20 protein-coding genes are annotated in these 17,170 nt (G+C 42.4%); 4 read left to right on the top strand and 16 right to left on the bottom strand.

The window, feature by feature from the left end:
- Positions 1 to 3: 3 nt before the first annotated feature.
- From QM738_RS11030 to QM738_RS11005, 6 genes are all read right to left on the bottom strand, one after another.
- Entirely contained in the window at positions 4 to 246 is a 243-nt protein-coding gene (locus QM738_RS11030; RefSeq protein WP_462276770.1) for a hypothetical protein, read from the bottom strand.
- A 17-nt stretch (positions 247 to 263) separates the two neighbouring features.
- Positions 264 to 668, bottom strand: a complete 405-nt coding sequence (rsmI, locus tag QM738_RS11025; RefSeq protein WP_462276769.1) for a 16S rRNA (cytidine(1402)-2'-O)-methyltransferase — start codon at positions 666 to 668, stop codon at positions 264 to 266.
- 123 nt (positions 669 to 791) lie between these two features.
- Positions 792 to 1,037, bottom strand: a complete 246-nt coding sequence (gene purS / locus QM738_RS11020) for a phosphoribosylformylglycinamidine synthase subunit PurS (protein WP_462276768.1) — start codon at positions 1,035 to 1,037, stop codon at positions 792 to 794.
- The gene (gene pssA, locus QM738_RS11015; protein ID WP_462276767.1) at positions 1,034 to 1,807 is read right to left on the bottom strand and encodes a CDP-diacylglycerol--serine O-phosphatidyltransferase; all 774 of its coding nucleotides are present in this window, start codon (positions 1,805 to 1,807) and stop codon (positions 1,034 to 1,036) included. Before pssA ends, purS begins: the two co-directional genes overlap by 4 nt.
- A gap of 142 nt (positions 1,808 to 1,949) precedes the next feature.
- The gene (locus QM738_RS11010; RefSeq protein WP_462276766.1) at positions 1,950 to 3,779 is read right to left on the bottom strand and encodes an outer membrane beta-barrel family protein; all 1,830 of its coding nucleotides are present in this window, start codon (positions 3,777 to 3,779) and stop codon (positions 1,950 to 1,952) included.
- Positions 3,736 to 4,368, bottom strand: coding sequence for a carboxypeptidase-like regulatory domain-containing protein (locus tag QM738_RS11005; RefSeq protein ID WP_462276765.1), 633 nt, complete (start codon positions 4,366 to 4,368; stop codon positions 3,736 to 3,738). The genes QM738_RS11010 and QM738_RS11005 overlap by 44 nt, the downstream gene beginning before the upstream one ends.
- A 171-nt stretch (positions 4,369 to 4,539) precedes the next feature.
- Between QM738_RS11005 and QM738_RS11000 the strand changes: the two genes are divergently transcribed.
- Positions 4,540 to 5,577: a sensor histidine kinase gene (locus QM738_RS11000; protein WP_462276764.1), complete on the top strand. Its 1,038-nt coding sequence runs from the start codon at positions 4,540 to 4,542 to the stop codon at positions 5,575 to 5,577.
- The gene (locus QM738_RS10995; protein WP_462276763.1) at positions 5,574 to 6,272 is read left to right on the top strand and encodes a LytR/AlgR family response regulator transcription factor; all 699 of its coding nucleotides are present in this window, start codon (positions 5,574 to 5,576) and stop codon (positions 6,270 to 6,272) included. The genes QM738_RS11000 and QM738_RS10995 overlap by 4 nt, the downstream gene beginning before the upstream one ends.
- A 183-nt stretch (positions 6,273 to 6,455) precedes the next feature.
- Here QM738_RS10995 and QM738_RS10990 read toward each other — a convergent pair whose 3' ends face one another.
- Complete coding sequence (locus QM738_RS10990) at positions 6,456 to 7,745, bottom strand: aminopeptidase P family protein (protein WP_462276762.1); 1,290 nt, start codon at positions 7,743 to 7,745, stop codon at positions 6,456 to 6,458.
- A 476-nt stretch (positions 7,746 to 8,221) separates the two neighbouring features.
- Between QM738_RS10990 and pckA the strand changes: the two genes are divergently transcribed.
- Both pckA and QM738_RS10980 read left to right on the top strand, forming a co-directional pair.
- A complete protein-coding gene (gene pckA, locus QM738_RS10985; protein WP_462276761.1) occupies positions 8,222 to 9,826 on the top strand; it encodes a phosphoenolpyruvate carboxykinase (ATP) in 1,605 nt (534 codons plus the stop codon).
- Positions 9,827 to 10,029: 203 nt separating this feature from the next.
- Positions 10,030 to 10,437 carry a helix-turn-helix domain-containing protein gene (locus tag QM738_RS10980; protein ID WP_462276760.1) on the top strand — a complete coding sequence of 136 codons (408 nt, stop codon included), beginning with the start codon at positions 10,030 to 10,032 and terminating at the stop codon, positions 10,435 to 10,437.
- A 48-nt stretch (positions 10,438 to 10,485) separates the two neighbouring features.
- Here QM738_RS10980 and QM738_RS10975 read toward each other — a convergent pair whose 3' ends face one another.
- The 9 genes from QM738_RS10975 to QM738_RS10935 all read right to left on the bottom strand — a co-directional run bounded on the left by QM738_RS10975 (position 10,486) and on the right by QM738_RS10935 (position 17,076).
- Positions 10,486 to 10,845 (bottom strand): hypothetical protein, encoded by a 360-nt coding sequence (locus QM738_RS10975; RefSeq protein WP_462276759.1) that lies wholly within the window; start codon positions 10,843 to 10,845, stop codon positions 10,486 to 10,488.
- A 419-nt stretch (positions 10,846 to 11,264) separates the two neighbouring features.
- Entirely contained in the window at positions 11,265 to 11,837 is a 573-nt protein-coding gene (locus tag QM738_RS10970; protein WP_462276758.1) for a GNAT family N-acetyltransferase, read from the bottom strand.
- Between the two features lie 75 nt (positions 11,838 to 11,912).
- Positions 11,913 to 12,569 carry a CoA transferase subunit B gene (locus QM738_RS10965; RefSeq protein WP_462276757.1) on the bottom strand — a complete coding sequence of 219 codons (657 nt, stop codon included), beginning with the start codon at positions 12,567 to 12,569 and terminating at the stop codon, positions 11,913 to 11,915.
- A gap of 100 nt (positions 12,570 to 12,669) precedes the next feature.
- A complete protein-coding gene (locus QM738_RS10960; RefSeq protein ID WP_462276756.1) occupies positions 12,670 to 13,374 on the bottom strand; it encodes a CoA transferase subunit A in 705 nt (234 codons plus the stop codon).
- Positions 13,371 to 13,757: a DUF4296 domain-containing protein gene (locus tag QM738_RS10955; RefSeq protein ID WP_462276755.1), complete on the bottom strand. Its 387-nt coding sequence runs from the start codon at positions 13,755 to 13,757 to the stop codon at positions 13,371 to 13,373. Before QM738_RS10955 ends, QM738_RS10960 begins: the two co-directional genes overlap by 4 nt.
- Positions 13,754 to 14,671 carry a type IX secretion system protein PorD gene (gene porD, locus QM738_RS10950; RefSeq protein WP_462276754.1) on the bottom strand — a complete coding sequence of 306 codons (918 nt, stop codon included), beginning with the start codon at positions 14,669 to 14,671 and terminating at the stop codon, positions 13,754 to 13,756. The genes QM738_RS10955 and porD overlap by 4 nt, the downstream gene beginning before the upstream one ends.
- Entirely contained in the window at positions 14,664 to 15,857 is a 1,194-nt protein-coding gene (gene coaBC, locus QM738_RS10945; protein ID WP_462276753.1) for a bifunctional phosphopantothenoylcysteine decarboxylase/phosphopantothenate--cysteine ligase CoaBC, read from the bottom strand. The genes porD and coaBC overlap by 8 nt, the downstream gene beginning before the upstream one ends.
- A gap of 78 nt (positions 15,858 to 15,935) precedes the next feature.
- Positions 15,936 to 16,277 carry a DNA-directed RNA polymerase subunit omega gene (locus tag QM738_RS10940; protein WP_462276752.1) on the bottom strand — a complete coding sequence of 114 codons (342 nt, stop codon included), beginning with the start codon at positions 16,275 to 16,277 and terminating at the stop codon, positions 15,936 to 15,938.
- Positions 16,246 to 17,076 (bottom strand): outer membrane protein assembly factor BamD, encoded by an 831-nt coding sequence (locus QM738_RS10935; protein WP_462276751.1) that lies wholly within the window; start codon positions 17,074 to 17,076, stop codon positions 16,246 to 16,248. The genes QM738_RS10940 and QM738_RS10935 overlap by 32 nt, the downstream gene beginning before the upstream one ends.
- Between the last annotated feature and the right edge of the window lie 94 nt (positions 17,077 to 17,170).

Below are 17,170 nucleotides of genomic sequence, written 5' to 3'. Positions count from 1 at the left end.
ATATTATTCTTTTCCCTGTACCACGATCACGATCTCCCCCTTCACTGCTTTTTCATTAAAGTGATCATGCACTTCCTGCAAGGAACCTCTTTTATTTTCTTCAAACTTTTTAGTGAGTTCGCGACTTACACAGCATTGCCTTTCGGCCCCGAAATATTGTATGAATTCGTTCAGCGTTTTTACCAGCCGCATCGGGCTTTCATAAAACACCATCGTACGTTCTTCTTCCGCCAGCTTTTTCATCATCGTTTGTCTTCCTTTTTTTAGTGGAAAAAACCTTCAAAACAAAAACTGTTCATCGGCAACCCGCTGTTCACCAGTGCCGGCACAAAGGCAGTGGCGCCGGGCAGGCATTCCACTTTAATGTTGTGCTTCACGCATTCTCTTACCAGTAAAAAAGCAGGATCACTGATACCCGGTGTACCCGCATCCGTTAGCAATGCAATGGTCTTACCGGCTATCATTTGTTCGGCCAGGTGTGTTACAATTTTATGTTCGTTGTGCTGATGATAAGGTGAGATAGGTTTTTGCACCTGGTAATGCGCCAGCAGTACGCCCGAAGTACGGGTATCTTCTGCCAGGATAAGATCAACAGATTTTAATACCTCCACCGCTCTGAAAGTAAAATCGGCCAGGTTACCAATTGGAGTAGGAACGATATACAGCATGAATTATAATGAATAATTGATCAATGAACAATGTATAATTTTTTCTGTTTGAAGATCTCTTAGCAACTGAGTACCCCTTAAAACGAGTGTATTATCCATTATTCATTATAAAATTATCAATTATTACACAGCGGTTAGTTCAAAATATTCCATCACCGGGTTGGCAAGCAACTTCTTCGCGGCATTTTCTGCAGCGGCCAGTGCTTCTTCTTTGCTGCCGGCTTCCACCTGCAGGTCGATATGTTTACCGATCCTTACATCGCCTACATTCTTAATGCCTAAATTCTGCAAGCCGCCCATTACTGCTTTTCCCTGCGGGTCTAAAAGATCTTTCAGCGGCATCACTTTTACCTGTACTGTATATGTCATGATTGTTTTTGTTTGTAGAGCAAAGATAAAATAATATAGATAACGAATACCACCGGCACCGCCAGCCATTGCAAAAGAAGTGCGGCCACAACAGCAATTACCAGTAAAATTATCTTAGGCAGGTTATTCTTGATCGTAAAATCCTTGAACTTAAGCGTCATCAGGGGCAGCGTGGAAACCATCAGCACGCTTACCACCAATATTATTGCATACAGCACCCATTTATTGGTCAGCAGGTCGTTTACATTCACCAGGCTATTGCCAAAATGCAATATCAGCGGAAAAGAAGCGATCAGCAAACCGGCAGCAGGTATGGGTACCCCTTTAAAACCGTAGGATTGGGAGGTATCGATATTGAACCTTGCCAAACGGTAAGCGCCCGCACAAGCTACCAAAAAAGCCGGCAGCAGCCAGGTTATGGACACATCCAGCCCGCCTTCTTCTTTAATAAAACTGATCTTCAATAACTGGTACAATATCACCGAAGGCGCCACACCAAAACTCACCACATCGCTCAGCGAATCCAGTTGCTTGCCCATTTCGGAAGTGGCTTTTAATAACCTTGCCACAAAGCCATCCAAAAAATCAATAACAGCTGCTGCAAAAATAAAATACGAAGCTACCGATATTCTTTCAGGGATATTGTAGTGCGAACTCAGTTCATTATCCACGTAAATAGAAATGGTTTCTGTTTGCAGCGCAAAAACAATCGCAATGCAGCCAAGAAATAAGTTCAGCAGTGTAAAAACATTGGGGATGTGACGTTGCATAAAGTATTACCCGGTAGTACCAAACGGGGTTGTATTATTGGTTTGCACAAATGTAATACTTTATGGCATGCAAAAGGTTGTGAACCTTTGCTGTCCCCGTTCTAAAGAGCTGCAAAAGTTCACAACCTACCCGTCTTCGCTATTACAAGTTCACCCTGTTCTTTTCATCCTGCGAAGCCGAATTGTGCTGGCGGCTCGCCTTTACATTATTATTACCGAATTTATAATTAAAGCTGATGTTCACCCGGCGGCCTTCCCATTGATTGATCCATTTAATGTTCAGGTTATCGCTCACATACCTTGCCCGGTAAGCCGATGGCCCGATGATATTATTGAAATTGATCTTGAAAGAGGCTTTGTTATTCCACAACGACTTTTGTAAACCTGCACTTACACCATAGTAAGAACGTACCCTTGCAATGCCGCTGCGGGATGGTGTACCATAATAAGCACTGGTTTGTAATTTGATCTTTTTAGGCAATGTAAAAGAATGACTGGTGCTGAGATCCATACCAAAAAAGTTCTGATCAAATTCATAACCGGGATAAGTGGAATTGGAATTGCCCGTGTTGAAACTAACGTTATTATCCATGCTCCACCAGCTATAAGGTTGCAGGCTGGTGGTAATATCCAGCGCCAGGTAAGATGAATTGCCCACATTAGCGGTAATGTTATTTACCTTACCCGTTTGCTTATCCTGCAATATCACATTGGTACTTTGCGCTTTGGTGTAACTGTAACTTAATGTTGTAAAAAGAAAATCAGCATAACTGTGTTTCACTTCCACCGATTGAGAAAAACTGGGTTTTAAATTCGGGTTGCCTTCAAACTGTGTATAGGGATCAATAAAAGTGATAAAAGGATTCAACGATTGATAAGATGGCCGGTTGATGCGGCGGGAATAACTGATGTTCCAGGTATTCTTATCATTTTGATGGTAAGTAAAGAAGGCGCTGGGAAAAAGATTGCTGTAACTGCTGTCGTGCACCTGGTGCAGCGTAATACTGTTGCCGGAGTAATCGGTATTCTCAAAACGCAGGCCCATCTGCAGGCTTATCTTTTTCCATTCTTTGGTAAAATTAAAATACCCTGCTGCAATGCGTTCTTTGTAAATAAAAGTATTGGTGCGGCCATTATCGGTCATCCATTTATCACCACTCAACGAATCTACTTGCAGATAATTATTGTTTTCCACGCTGCTGTATTTAGCACCGGTCTCTATCTTCAAATTTTTATTGATCCATTTTGTAAGATCGAGTTTTGCCGACCTGATATTGATATCCGCAGGGCTTGCATTCCTGAAAATATAAGGATCGCGATAGCTGTTACCATTGGCATCATAAAAATGATTGTAATCATCATCGGCTGCCGTTCTTTTAAAAGTAACATAGTCGGCATCAAACAGTAACTCGCTGCCGGCGCTGTCAATTTCTGTTTTAAGGTTCACATTGTAGCTGATATTATTCGTCTTTTCATCATAATTTTTTTTGGTAAAAATGCTGTTAAACACTTTGCCATTCGCATCCCTGAAAAAAGTATTGTTATCGGTAATGGATTTTTCATGTTCTCCATTTCCTTTTATCAACACACCAATGACTGTTTTTTTGCTCAGGTTATAATCGGCACCTATCTTAAAAGAATTCCAGACTGTTTTAGGATGCCAGTAATTATCCCTGTCCTGGTAAGTGGTAGTAGTATTATTTACAATGATGCTGTTGTACGTAAGTTTATTAAAACTGTTGCTGTAGCCAATATAACCATCGCCAAAAACATTGATGTTCTTATTGCGGTGATTGAGCGAAAGCGCCGAGCTCACTTTTGGATAGCGGCCATAACCACTACCAAAAGTATAGTTGCCATTGGTGCCGAACAGTTTATTCTTTTTCAGTTTAATATTGATGATACCTGTTAAACCGGCAGCATCATATTTACTGCTGGGGTTGCCAATGATCTCTATTCTTGCTGATGGCATCTGCATCCAGGTTCTTCAGGTATTGCGTCAGCTGTTCGCCGGTTAAATAAAAAGGTTTACCATCTACATAAATGCTGGCAACGCTGCCCTTTAGTTTTAAATTATCATCTTTATCCACCGTAACAGCAGGCGCTTTTTTAATGAGTTCAAAAGCAGAGTTACCTACTGCCACCACACTGTTCTCAATATTCAGTACCGTTTTATCGGCCTGTATCTCAATAAATTTTTTCTTGGCTTGTACCACCACGGCTTTATTGGTCTCAAATTTTTCAGATAAAGTGATGGCCGGCATGTTTACTGCTGTATGAGCAGAGTCCAGCAAAAAGGGTGCGGAATGATAGGGTTCAAAACCTGTATTGGTTACCTGCAGTTTAAAATTACCGTTGGCCGCAACAGCAATAATAAAATTACCCAGGCTGTCGCTAAGGGTACCTTTTACTGTTTTACTGGTAGTAATATTCACCAGCGCAATATTGGCATAAGCAACAGGTTCATTTTTCCCGTTCAGCACTTTACCGCTGATGGTTTTCTGCTGGCCGAAAACAAGGGCGTTTAAAAGAATACAAAACACTGTAAATAATTTTTTCATGGCTATACTTTATTTGTTGCTGTAAAATTGCCTCCGATCTTCCCCGTATTTATTTTTATTATACCAACAGGCTTTAATCTGCGGCAAATGCCCGCCGCCGGTTCGTCGGATAAAAAGGGGTGTTGGCAGATACAGCACCACGGTATGCCGCCGGGCGCTTATTTTTACAGCATGAAAAAGTCTCAGAAAATACTGTTGCACGCCTTGTTCTGGTTCCACACCTTTGCGTGGGACGATACGGTGGGCCAGCTCTTCGTTTCAAAAGCGCCGAGGAGTTTGAGCTTTTATTTCAACCCCATCACTATCAGCCAGTACCTGCTTTTCCCTGCTATATTCTACTTCAATTATTTTTTTATACTGCCGCATTTTTATAAAAAGAGCCGCATTGTAAAAGCATGGGCCGGCTGGATATTATTGCTGGCAGCTTTTATCTTGCTTCGCTACAGCATACAGGAAGTATTGCTGTTAAAATGGTTCGGCATTACCAATTATAGCCGTGGCACCCCTGTTAGCTACTATATTTTCGACAATATTTATTTTGGCGGTGTATTGATCGTAATGAGTGTGTTACTGTGGGTGATAGATGACAACATAAAAACACAAAAAGAAAAATACCAGTTACTGGAAGAGAAGAGATCGGCAGAACTTTCTTTTTTAAAGAACCAGGTAAATCCGCATTTCCTTTTCAATACGCTCAATAATATTTACTCGCTGGTAAGCAGTAATTCTGATAAGGCATTGCCCAGCATTGAAAAACTATCCCTGTTGATGCGGTATATGTATAAGGACAGCAATGCAGAAAAAGTAAGCCTGCAACACGAAATTGAATACATCAGCAGCTTTATTGAACTGCAGACCATCCGTTTAAACAATAAAAATATTGTGGTATACCAGGTAAACGGGGCTATTGCCCAGCAAAAGATTGCTCCGTTGATATTGATACCGTTTATAGAAAACATGTTCAAGCATGGCATCATTAATAATGCTGATAAGCCCCTGCACATTACTATTGATGTGCAGGGTAATGATCTTTCATTGACCACTTCCAATTATATCAATCATAATAACAAGGATACTTCATCGGGTATCGGGCTGGAAAATGTAAAGAAACGTTTGGCATTATTATACCCTAACCGCTATACTTTAAATGTGCAGCAGGAGGAGAATATTTATCAATGTAAATTGCAGATAAACTTAGTAGACCAATGAAATGTGTAATACTGGATGATGAACCTTTGGCGGTGGAATTGCTGAGCAAGTATATCAGTGATACAGAAAATCTTTTCCTCAGCTTTGCAGGTACGGATGCATTTGAAGCCATTCAGTTTATCCAGAAAAATGAAGTGGATATTATTTTTTTAGATGTGCAGATGCCGGAATTGTCGGGCATACAGGTATTAAAAATACTGGGCAATAATTACCGTGTGATATTGACCACCGCTTATACCGATTATGCTTTGGAAGGCTATGAATACAACATCACCGATTATTTACTGAAACCTATTACCTACGAAAGATTTTTAAAAGCCATCCACAAGATCACCACCACCAATACCGCAAGCAACCAGAGAACCCCTGCTATAGATGATGGTTACATATTCATCAAAACAGATAGCAAGATGGTGAAAGTAAATTTGAACGAAATTCTTTTTGTAGAAGGATTGAAAGATTATATCAGCATACAAACCACCAAAGAAAAACTGATCACGCTGCAAAACCTAAAAACATTTGAGCAGCACCTGCCCGGTCAGCAATTTATGCGGGTGCACAAATCCTATATCATCGCTTTAAATAAAATTGATACCATCGAAAGAAACCGCATCTTCATCGGCACCGAAGTAATACCCATCGGCGAAACCTACCGCGATGTTTTCCTGAACCGTATAGAAGGCAACAAGATATAGCGTGTAACGAATTTCCTATTCGTTCTTTTCAATACGCACAACGAATTTCCTATTCGTTCCCTTCAATCCTCCAAGAGGATGAACGAATAAAAAATTCGTTGCACTAAATCATCCGTGTTAATCCGTGTAATCCGTGGCCAAAATTTATTCACTTCGTGAATAAAGGAACGAATAAAAAATTCGTTACACTTTCATCAACGCCTCAATCTCCTCCACCGTTATCGGTATATTCTTCATCAGGTCTTTATTACCACTCTTTGTGATCCAGAAATTATTCTCGATCCTCACCCCCATCTTTTCTTCTTCAATATAAATACCTGGCTCAATAGTAAACACCATGCCCGGTTTAATAGGTTCCGTTCTTGTACCCAGGTCGTGCACATCAATACCTAAATGGTGCGAAATACCATGGTACAAATATTTCCTATACGCCCTGTTTTCCGGGTCTTCATTCTTTACATCGCTTTTACGCAGCAAACCGATCTTTAAAAAAACCTGGGTGGCTTCTTCGCCCACTTTTTCGGTATAATCTAAAATGCTGATGCCCGGTTTTAAAATACTGGCAGCATAATGGTGCAAATGCAGGCAGGCATTGTACACTATTTTTTGCCTGCGGCCGAATTTACCATTCACAGGAATAGTTCTTGTAAGGTCGGCGCAATAATTACCATACTCCGCACCAAAGTCCATCAGTATCAGTTCGCCATCTTTGCATTCCTGGTTGTTCTCTACATAGTGCAAGGTTCTGGCCCTGTCGCCGCTGGCAATAATGCTGCCGTAAGCAGGTCCAGCGCTGCGTTGCTTCATAAACTGGTGATAGATCTCCGCTTCAATTTCATATTCCATCACACCGGGTTTGATGAACTGCAGTAAATGCCGGAAAGTATTGTCGGTAATATCAATGGCCTTCTGCAGCACTTCCACTTCTAGCGCCGATTTAATGCCCCGCAGTTCTTTCAATATTTGCGCACTGCGTTTATAGGTATGCAAAGGATAGCGGCGCTTCATTTGCTTTATATAACGGTAATCCCTAACCGGAACAAGATTGGCCTTGCGGTCGTTCTCGTTCGTGTTCAGGTAAATGCTGTCGGCCCAGTGTATCCAGGGTTGCAGCATACCATCCAGCGTATCCAGCCAAATGATGGTTTGAATACCCGAAATGGCTTTGGCCTCCTGCACCCTTAAACGGTGGCCGTCCCATTTTTCTTTCAGCTCGTTGGGGCGCACCAGTACCAGTACTTCGCGGTACTTGGGGTCGGGGTTATCGGGGTACAAAACCAGCATGCTGTCTTCCTGCTCAATACCCGTTAGCCAGAAAAGGTCGGTATTCTGTTTAAACTTAAATAAGGCGTCGCCATTGGTAGGCAATTCGTCGTTGCTGTTAAAGATGGCAATGGCATTTTTCTCCATTTTGCCGGCGAACCTTTTGCGGTTGTCGATGAAGATCTGGGGGTTAAGTGGAAGATATTTCATGCGTTATCGTTTAAACTGCAATATAAACAATTAAGAAAACCGGCCACGGATTACACGGATTTTCACAGATAAAACACAAAACCTTTAAAACCAGTACTCAAAATCCGTGTTAATTCGTGTAATCCGTGGCCAACCCAGTTTTGCGCCAGCAAAACCAAAAAATCCGTGTTAATCCGTGTAATCCGTGGCTAACCCCTTTTTGCGCCAGCAAAAACCTAAGCGAGTGGCCCAAACCTATTTTGGGCAAGCAAAATCCCCCGTTTTTCCGCGGTTTCAATTAAAAAATATTCAATGCATTCAACCTTTTTAGGCCAATATTTGAGGATTTTCAATAAAACACACAATAATTGAATTTACGCAATCGTTTGCGTACAGGCATTTCAAACTCATTCATTCCGCCGGCAGGCGCCTAAAAAGCGCATGATATACCTTTGCGGGAACGATTGCATAAAAAACTAAACCAAAAATTTGTTGCCATGTCAGTACCAACGATGATTGCCTTGCCTAAAAATGCATTGGTTAATTTAGGCTTAAATCCGTCAGGCGAAATTCACTACCAATTACACCCCGAAGAATTAACAGAACAAACCATACAACGCGGCGAAGGTGTTTTAAACGATACTGGCGCCTTAGTGATCAACACCGGTAAATTTACCGGCCGCAGCCCAAAAGACAAATTCACAGTAAAAGATGCGATCACCGAAAACACCGTTCACTGGAACGACTTCAACATCGCTATCGAAGAAAAATTTTTCTTTCAGCTGAAAGAAAAAATGCTGCAGTACCTAAGTACAAAAGATATCTGGGTACGGGATTGCTTTGCCTGCGCCGATGAAAATTACCGCCTCAGCTTAAGGGTGATCAACGAAAACCCATGGAGCAATTTGTTCTGCTACAATATGTTTATCCGTCCCGAAGAAAAGGACCTGGAAAATTTTGCCCCGCAATGGCATATTATACAGGCGCCGGGCTTTAAAGCCGACCCTGCTGTGGACGGAACAAGGGCCGAGAACTTTGCTGTGTTAAGCTTTACACACAAAACCATTTTGATCGGCGGCACCGGCTACACCGGCGAAATGAAGAAAGGCATCTTTACCATGCTGAATTATGTGCTGCCGCAAAAGGCCAATGTATTAAGCATGCACTGCAGCGCCAACATGGGCGCCAATGGCGATACCGCCATCTTTTTCGGCTTGAGCGGTACCGGCAAAACCACCTTAAGCGCCGACCCCAACCGTATGCTGATAGGCGATGATGAGCACGGCTGGACCAACAACGGCGTATTTAATTTTGAAGGCGGTTGCTACGCAAAATGTATCGACCTGAGTGAAGAGAAAGAACCGGAAATATACAATGCCATTAAACCGGGTGCACTGGTAGAGAACGTAACATTTATTGAAGGCACCAACAAGATCGACTTCAGCAGTAAAAAAATAACCGAGAACACGAGGGTAAGTTATCCGTTGGATTTTATCAGCAATGCGCTGGAACCATCTATTGGAAAAATACCGAAGAACATCTTCTTTTTAACCTGCGATGCGTATGGCGTATTGCCTCCCATCAGCAGGCTTACACCGGGGCAGACGATGTACCAGTTCATCAGTGGCTACACCGCCAAGGTAGCAGGTACCGAAGCCGGTGTTACCGAACCAAAATCAACCTTTAGTGCCTGCTTTGGTGCACCATTTTTACCACTGCACCCTGCACAGTATGCCGAAATGCTGGGTAAAAAAATGAAGGAGCACAATGTAAAAGTATGGCTTGTAAATACCGGCTGGAGCGGCGGCCCTTATGGTATTGGTAAAAGAATGAAGCTGGCCTATACAAGGGCTATGATTACAGCAGCGCTGGAAGGCCAGTTGGATAACGTGGAATACGATACCACGCCCTGGTTTAAACTGGCTATACCAAAAACCTGCCCCAATGTACCATCCGAAATTTTAAATGCACGCAATACATGGCCTACACCCGAAGCCTTTGATAAAAAAGCAAGGGAACTGGCTGCGGAATTTGTAAAGAATTTTGAAAAATACGCCAGCGGCGCCAGCGAAGAAATACTGGCCGCGGCACCAAGAGTTTAATTACCAACACAAACTAGGATTGCATGTCAGCATTAGTCCCCTTGAGTGATCAGGGGGATTTTTGTGCAGCGCAATTCCTTTGCGCCCTCTCCAATTGCATTGCGCTTCTCCCCGCATGTAATTTATCCGTGGCTGTGGGTGTTTTACACAACATCGTATCCTTTTAAAACTATTATATTTGTAACCACACAATCAAATACTATATGGAAAAAACAATACACCAGGGCCGCAATGTAAAACGCTTTAGGGAGATGCTGGGCATTAAGCAGGATGCACTGGCCATTGACATGGGCGATGACTGGAACCAGCAAAAGATATCGCTGCTGGAGCAGAAAGAAAACATAGATGATAAATTACTACAACAGATAGCAGGGTATTTGAAAGTACCGGTGGATGCGATCAGGAATTTTGATGAAGAAGCGGCGGTCAATATTATCTCCACTAATTATGATAATGCTATTGGTTATCAAAAGAACGAACACTGCAATTTCAATCCGCTTGATAAATTTGTAGAAGCAATGGAAGAAAATAAAAAACTCTACGAACGTTTGTTGCAGAGTGAAAAGGAGAAGGTGGAGTTGTTGCAAAAGGTGTTGGATGGGAAGAAATAATTGAAAACATATAAAAAGATAAAAGAGCCGTTTGGCTCTTTTATCTTTTTACACTCCCGGCTCCTTCTTCACTCGCACCACCTTCTTCCTGTCACTCTTTTTCTTCCCTCCCGCCTTCTCATACTCGTCGGAGTTTTTGCCAAACTTACTGGCTACACCGGCCAGCATGCGCTCGCTAAGGTCTCGCAGGGTTAGTTCGCTGGCTTCGGCCAGGTTGCGCTTTTCATCTACCTGGCTCAGGTAGGTGTTGTACGCATCAATTTTGTGGCGCAGGTCGTTTACGGCGCTGTCGTACACCGCAATGCTAAGGCCGTTACCAAGGTCCATATTGTTATCGATGGATCGTAAAGCAGCCAGCCGGGTAACGGCTTTATCATAATGGCTGGTGCTCTTTTTTTTAAATGCCATATTAACAAGGGTTTGATTAATTTAAAAGACGGCCTTGTGCAGCTACCCGTTGCAGTAAGTGAAAATTTTTGCAAAGCAGTAACACATCCTATAAAAAAGGCGAAAGCAACCAAACATTACAGTGTAGGCATAAGAGTTATTAAGTTAGCAATCTGAGTAATTTAATATCGCTGGTTAGGTACAAAGCAAGCAACCCTGCTTATTAAATAAGCAACGTAGCTTATCTAATTACACTCGTTGCCAATCAAATCAGCAAGGTTGCTTATTTAATTGGGTATGTTGCTTATCAAATAAGCAACGTAGCTTATCTAATTAGCATTGTAGCGTATTTAATCAGCAGGGTTTGTAATTCAATCAGCAGGGTTGCTTATCAAATAAGCAACCTGCATTTAAAGATGCCGTACCGTTATGGCAAGGTATTATTGTTGCTTTCTAAAGCAACTCAACGTATAGGTAAGATCCAGTTCCTTGTACAATTCAAAACCCATCTTTGTATACCAATCAATATTTTGTGCTGTGGAGGTTTCCAGGTAAATATCTTTATTAAGCGTGTTGGCATATTGCATTATTTCCTGCAAAAAAGCGGTGCCGATGCCTTTTTGCTGCTGCGTAGTATCAACAGCTATATACCATAGGTAAAAAATATTTTTATGTGGGTACAAGGCATTTACAGCAGCTTCTCTTTTTATTGCTTTATTGATGTTACCGATGCCAATATAGGTAAGTACCAGTTTAATATCCTTCGACAAGGTTGCAAAGTCGTTTTTCTTTTTATCAAGGTATAATATCAATGCACAAGCAGTTCTTTCATCATTTAAAAACACTTCGCCAAAGCGATGGCATACTTCAAAGGAGTAATCCATCAATGACTTAATCCTTTGCTGCTTATTACCGTTGGGTGCCATAATATAGTTAACGCTCTTATTATCTGCAAAGCAGGCGGCCAGCAGGTTTATTATAAAGGCTTTATCTTTTGCAGTGGCTTTTATCATGTGCGTAATGGTCTGTTTATAAAAAATGCCAACCGGTTGCTTCGGGTTGGCATATATAGCTTGTATAATTTTTGTTTAAAACTGCATTTCTTTTATATCACCCTCCACCACTAGCTTACCGGCGGTTTTAGCAACTATCTCTTCCACAGTTACACCCGGCGCCCTTTCCAGCAGTTTAAAGCCATTGGCCGTTACTTCCATCACCGCTATTTCGGTTACTATCTTTTTTACACAGCGCTTACCCGTAAGCGGTAGCGTACATTGGGGCAGCAGTTTGCTTTCGCCCTTGGGGTTGGTGTGCATCATGGCTACAATAATGTTTTTGGCGCTGGCCACCAGGTCCATCGCGCCGCCCATGCCCTTTACCATTTTACCGGGTATCTTCCAGTTGGCTATATCGCCCTTTTCGCTTACTTCCATGGCGCCCAGCACGGTAAGGTCTACCTTACCGGCACGTATCATCCCAAAACTCATGGCACTATCAAAAAATGCAGAGCCGGCAATGGTGGTAATGGTTTGTTTGCCGGCATTAATAAGGTCGGGGTTCTCCTTTCCCGCTTCAGGAAAGGGTCCCATACCCAGTAAACCGTTCTCACTCTGCAATACCACGTTTATACCTTTAGGTATATAATTGGCCACCAGTGTGGGTATGCCAATGCCCAGGTTTACATAATAACCATCCTGCAATTCCTGCGCAATGCGTTGTGCTATCTGTTCTTTAGTTAAACTCATGCCCCTGTCCCCTAAAGGGGGACTAAATTTTAAAGATTATAAATTATTTTCATCATTATTAAAAAGCTGGTTTACTAAAATACGCTCACAGGTTCCCCCTTTAGGGGGCGGAGGGGGTTTTCACTGTCCGCTGTTCTATTCTTTTCTCGTATTTCTCCCCCTTAAAAATCCTGTGCACATAAATCCCCGGTGTATGAATTTGATTGGGGTCCAGTTCGCCCGCAGGTACCAACTCCTCCACTTCTGCAATGGTGATCTTACCGGCCATCGCCATCAATGGATTAAAGTTTCTTGCAGTGGCGGCATATATCAAATTGCCATCGGTATCGCCTTTCCATGCTTTTACAATGGCATAGTCGGCATCAAATGCGTATTCCAATAAATATTCCTTGCCGTTGAAGTTTCGTGTTTCCTTGCCTGTTGCTACTTCGGTACCTACACCTGCCGGTGTAAAGATGGCGGGCATGCCATAGCCAGCGGCCATACAGCGGGTGGCCAATGTGCCCTGTGGTATCAGCTCCACTTCCAGCTCGCCACTCAGCAGCTGCCTTTCAAACTCTGCATTCTCTCCTACATAGCTGGAGATCATTTTTTTTACCTGCTTTTGCTGCAGCATTAATCCTATGCCAAAATCATCCACCCCTGCATTGTTAGAGATACAGGTCAATTCTTTTACCTTGCTTTTTACCAATGCGGCAATACAGTTTTCGGGTATGCCGCACAATCCAAAGCCACCCAGCATTATCACAGCACCATCTTTAATGCCATCGATCGCTTCTGTTGCATTATTAAATACCTTGTTCATTTTATCAGCTTTGATGTGTCTGAATCTTTTGGTTTGCCCATGGTGTTGGCAAACTTATCCCTTGTGGCCTTGCTGATGATACTGTCCAGCATGGGCTGCAATAGGTCGGGGCGTGTTTTATAAAATTCGTAGCTCCTGTAAAATTCTTCTTTCGATGTTTTGTGTACCGCAAATATCTGCAGCTGCATTTTTATACTCTCCGCTTCCGGTTTGCGTGTGGTGTCTTTTGTTACATAATCAAAAGTAAATGCATCGGCCCTCAATACATCCCACAATACCAGTTGCATTTTGGCAGGCTTTAATACATTACCCGGTATATTACTTTTATTTCCGCACGAAAATAAAAAGGTTGCACACAGCAATACGATCAGCTTCCGCATCATTTCAAACCATCTTTATATTTATTGGCATTGGTAACATCCATTCTTTGCAGCAATTCAGATGCTTTTTGTTTATCCTGTTGCGGCGCTTTGGAGAACAGGCTGATCAACTCGGCCGATTTTCCCTGGAAGAAAAACTGGTTGATCATTTTATTGGGATTGTCGTTATTAAAATTATTCAGCAGGTTCAGCACATTCATCACTTCGGCCCTGGCTGTATTTTCATCTTCGTATATTTTATCCATGCCCAGGCGATAGTAATTGTAATACACATCGTGCATGATATTGTAACGGCTGTTCAGCATATTTTCCACCAGCCAGTAACGGTTCCTGTTACCGTCAAAAGCCTTCCAGCCCGATATGCCCCTGCCATCGGGTGCATTATTCACAATGTTCTGTGCCTTTTGAAAATACAGGTCGCCGCCATGCAGGGAGAACGAATCATAATCAAAGCCCAGTATCATGTAAGCATAATAAGCGATCGCAGCTGTAAGGTTAGATGCCTGCGGATCTGTACCCGATACCCTGTTCTCATTAAAATCAAGCTGTTGAAATTCCACGTATTTAAAACTTACACTTTCATCCCTGTAATTGATAATGGGCGAAAGGTAAGAGGAATTATAGATGGGCCTGCCCGCCTGTACGGTGATAGTGGCATTGTATACGTTCGTTTCGGAAGTAGCTTCCAGGTTAAGGAAAAAACTGCACACGATCTTTTCGTTGGGTAAAAAATTATCAGTGGTCCATTTGCGGTTGTTCACAAAATTATTCAGCGCCGTTTGCAATGTGCGGAACACGCTTGGGTTTACCGAGTTGCCCACCTGGCTGGCCGAAATGGTGATAGTGGCTTTCAGCTCCTGTGCACGGCTTATAGCTGTTGTAAAAACAAGCAGCAATAAAAAAATAGTTTTACGCATGTATTGATCGGATAATAATGTTTACAATATCTTTCGCCACTTCCTTCTTCGGTTTTGTTTCAAATGTATATTCCTTTCCCTGCCTGTCAAAAATAGTGATTTTGTTAGTGTCGTGCCCAAAGCCGGCACCTGTATCGTTCAGCGAATTCAGTACGATCATGTCGGCGTTCTTGCTCTCCAGTTTCTTTAAGGCATATTCTTTTTCATTGGTGGTTTCCAGTGCAAAGCCCACCAGTAACTGGCCTGCTTTCTTTTTTTCTCCCAGCGATTTTAAAATGTCTTTTGTTTTGGTGAGTGCTATATTAAAACTGCCTTCGTTCTTTTTTATTTTTTCCGCAGCCACATTTACAGGTGTGTAATCGGCTACTGCGGCGCTCATCACTGCTATATCCATGCTATCAAAGCGATTGATACAGGCCTCGTACATTTCGTTCGCCGATCTTACTTTTATTACTTCAATACCTTCTGCCACTGTAATATTAGAAGGCCCTAAAACAAGGCTTACCGCTGCTCCCTGCCGCTGCATTTCTTCTGCAATAGCCACGCCCATCTTACCCGACGAGTGGTTGCCAATGAACCTAACGGGGTCAATGGCTTCGTAAGTAGGCCCTGCTGTTACCAATACTTTTTTGCCTTTTAATGCAGCCGTATCTGCAAAAAAATCTTGCAGCCAGGCAACAAGGTTTTCCGGTTCGGCCATGCGTCCATCACCCACCAGCCCGCTGGCTAGCTCGCCCTTTTCTACCGGAATAATGTGGTTATTAAAAGCTGCTATCGCAGCAAGATTGTTTTTAGTGGAAGCATGATGCCACATATCTTCATCCATTGCCGGCGCCACCACCACGGGGCAGGTGGCAGAGAGATAAACGGCCATCAGCAGGTTATCGCATAAACCATTGGCCATCTTTGCAAGAGTATTACAGCTCAGTGGTGCAATCAGCATCACATCGGCCCAGCGGCCCAGCATTACATGGTTGGCCCAGGTATCGTTACCGGCAATATCAACTAGTACATCGTTTTTAGAAAGCGTGGATAATGACAGTGGTGTTACAAAATCCTTTGCTGCAGGCGTCATAATAACTTTTACTTCGGCGCCCTGCTTTACCAGCAACCTCACCAGTATGGCCGATTTATAAGCAGCAATACTGCCTGTAACGCCCAGTAATATTCGTTTTCCTTTCAGCATAAAAAATCCCGTCTCGCTATAAGCGGGACGGGATAAAATTATAACTTCTTCTGTTAATAATATTGGTAAATATTGCTTTTAGCTGAACAGGTCTTCATCGTTTTTACGGAAGTAAACTTTGTCTTCCATAAATTCGGTGGTAGCTAAAAGTGCAGGGTTAGGCATACGCTCGTAAGCTTTCGAAATTTCAATCTGCTCTTTATTTTCATGAATTTCTTCCAGGCTGTCGGTATGGCTGGCAAATTCTTCCAGTTTATTATGCAGCTCTTCCTTTACGGTGATGTTGATCTGGTTGGCACGTTTTGCAACGATAGCAATAGATTCGTACACGTTACCGGTCTTTTGCTTTATATCATATAAACTTTTAGGTTCTACTACACTGCTGGTATTACCTGTTAACTGACGACGTAGCTTGCTCATTTTTTATGTCTTTAATGTGATTTTGACTTAAATTATTATAACTCTCTGCTTCTTTCAGCAGTTTACTTTCCGGAAAACGATCTGCAAAATCCTGGTACTCGGTGATCACTTTTTCATAACGCTCTATCTGCTTATCCTCGAAACTGAGTTTGGCAAATTTATAGTACGATTTTACGATCTTCAGTTTGTATTCATCTCCCTTGGTCGATTCGGGGTAATTGGTCATCAGGTTGGCAAAAGCCAGGCCCGCAGCCCTGTATTGACCCAGGTTATAATACAATTCCGCCGAGCGGTATTCTTTCTGCTCCAGCTTTATCCTGCATTTATCAATAATATCGATCGCCTCTTTGTTACGTTCCGAGCCCGGGTGCGTATTGATAAAGGTCTGCATCATACCTATCGCCTTGGTGGTGTTCACCTGTTCCAGTTCCAGCTTGGGCGATTGCTTGTAAAAGCAAAAAGCGTGTAAATAATCCACTTCTTCTGCCTTGGTACTGTTGGGGAATACTTCCAGAAAGCCTTTGAACAAAGCCTGCGCCTGCGGGTAATCCTTCATGTAATAAAAGCAATAAGCGTCTTTATAATACAACTCTTCAAACTTTACAGTGCCTTTAAACACCGGGAACAGTTCTTCGTACAATTGCTGGGCTACCTTGTACCTCTTTTTGGCATAGAATGAATCCGCCATCCGGAGTTTATACTCGTAGTCCTTGCTTTTATAGATCTTATTATAATTGGTACATGATGTTACTGCAATCAGTAATACCAGTGCCGCCAAAACAGTTTTAACTAATCTCATATAAAGGAATGCAAAATTAATGGAAATTACTCAAAAATGCCAGTAAATAAACGGCCGGCCAAAAAACAGTCGTTAATACTTTGATAAATAGTTA

The sequence above is a fragment of the Ferruginibacter sp. genome (assembly GCF_049840995.1).
Classification (GTDB): Bacteria; Bacteroidota; Bacteroidia; order Chitinophagales; family Chitinophagaceae; genus Ferruginibacter.
This window is presented reverse-complemented; position numbering and strand designations above follow the sequence as displayed.

Excerpts from the sequence above, each read along its gene's own strand:
- QM738_RS11030 (WP_462276770.1), bottom strand. The coding sequence starts at position 246 with ATGATGAAAAAGCTGGCGGAAGAAGAACGTACGATGGTGTTTTATGAA.
- rsmI (WP_462276769.1), bottom strand. The coding sequence starts at position 668 with ATGCTGTATATCGTTCCTACTCCAATTGGTAACCTGGCCGATTTTACT.
- purS (WP_462276768.1), bottom strand. The coding sequence starts at position 1,037 with ATGACATATACAGTACAGGTAAAAGTGATGCCGCTGAAAGATCTTTTA.
- pssA (WP_462276767.1), bottom strand. The coding sequence starts at position 1,807 with ATGCAACGTCACATCCCCAATGTTTTTACACTGCTGAACTTATTTCTT.
- QM738_RS11010 (WP_462276766.1), bottom strand. The coding sequence starts at position 3,779 with ATGCCATCAGCAAGAATAGAGATCATTGGCAACCCCAGCAGTAAATAT.
- QM738_RS11005 (WP_462276765.1), bottom strand. The coding sequence starts at position 4,368 with ATGAAAAAATTATTTACAGTGTTTTGTATTCTTTTAAACGCCCTTGTT.
- QM738_RS11000 (WP_462276764.1), top strand. The coding sequence starts at position 4,540 with ATGAAAAAGTCTCAGAAAATACTGTTGCACGCCTTGTTCTGGTTCCAC.
- QM738_RS10995 (WP_462276763.1), top strand. The coding sequence starts at position 5,574 with ATGAAATGTGTAATACTGGATGATGAACCTTTGGCGGTGGAATTGCTG.
- QM738_RS10990 (WP_462276762.1), bottom strand. The coding sequence starts at position 7,745 with ATGAAATATCTTCCACTTAACCCCCAGATCTTCATCGACAACCGCAAA.
- pckA (WP_462276761.1), top strand. The coding sequence starts at position 8,222 with ATGTCAGTACCAACGATGATTGCCTTGCCTAAAAATGCATTGGTTAAT.
- QM738_RS10980 (WP_462276760.1), top strand. The coding sequence starts at position 10,030 with ATGGAAAAAACAATACACCAGGGCCGCAATGTAAAACGCTTTAGGGAG.
- QM738_RS10975 (WP_462276759.1), bottom strand. The coding sequence starts at position 10,845 with ATGGCATTTAAAAAAAAGAGCACCAGCCATTATGATAAAGCCGTTACC.
- QM738_RS10970 (WP_462276758.1), bottom strand. The coding sequence starts at position 11,837 with ATGATAAAAGCCACTGCAAAAGATAAAGCCTTTATAATAAACCTGCTG.
- QM738_RS10965 (WP_462276757.1), bottom strand. The coding sequence starts at position 12,569 with ATGAGTTTAACTAAAGAACAGATAGCACAACGCATTGCGCAGGAATTG.
- QM738_RS10960 (WP_462276756.1), bottom strand. The coding sequence starts at position 13,374 with ATGAACAAGGTATTTAATAATGCAACAGAAGCGATCGATGGCATTAAA.
- QM738_RS10955 (WP_462276755.1), bottom strand. The coding sequence starts at position 13,757 with ATGATGCGGAAGCTGATCGTATTGCTGTGTGCAACCTTTTTATTTTCG.
- porD (WP_462276754.1), bottom strand. The coding sequence starts at position 14,671 with ATGCGTAAAACTATTTTTTTATTGCTGCTTGTTTTTACAACAGCTATA.
- coaBC (WP_462276753.1), bottom strand. The coding sequence starts at position 15,857 with ATGCTGAAAGGAAAACGAATATTACTGGGCGTTACAGGCAGTATTGCT.
- QM738_RS10940 (WP_462276752.1), bottom strand. The coding sequence starts at position 16,277 with ATGAGCAAGCTACGTCGTCAGTTAACAGGTAATACCAGCAGTGTAGTA.
- QM738_RS10935 (WP_462276751.1), bottom strand. The coding sequence starts at position 17,076 with ATGAGATTAGTTAAAACTGTTTTGGCGGCACTGGTATTACTGATTGCA.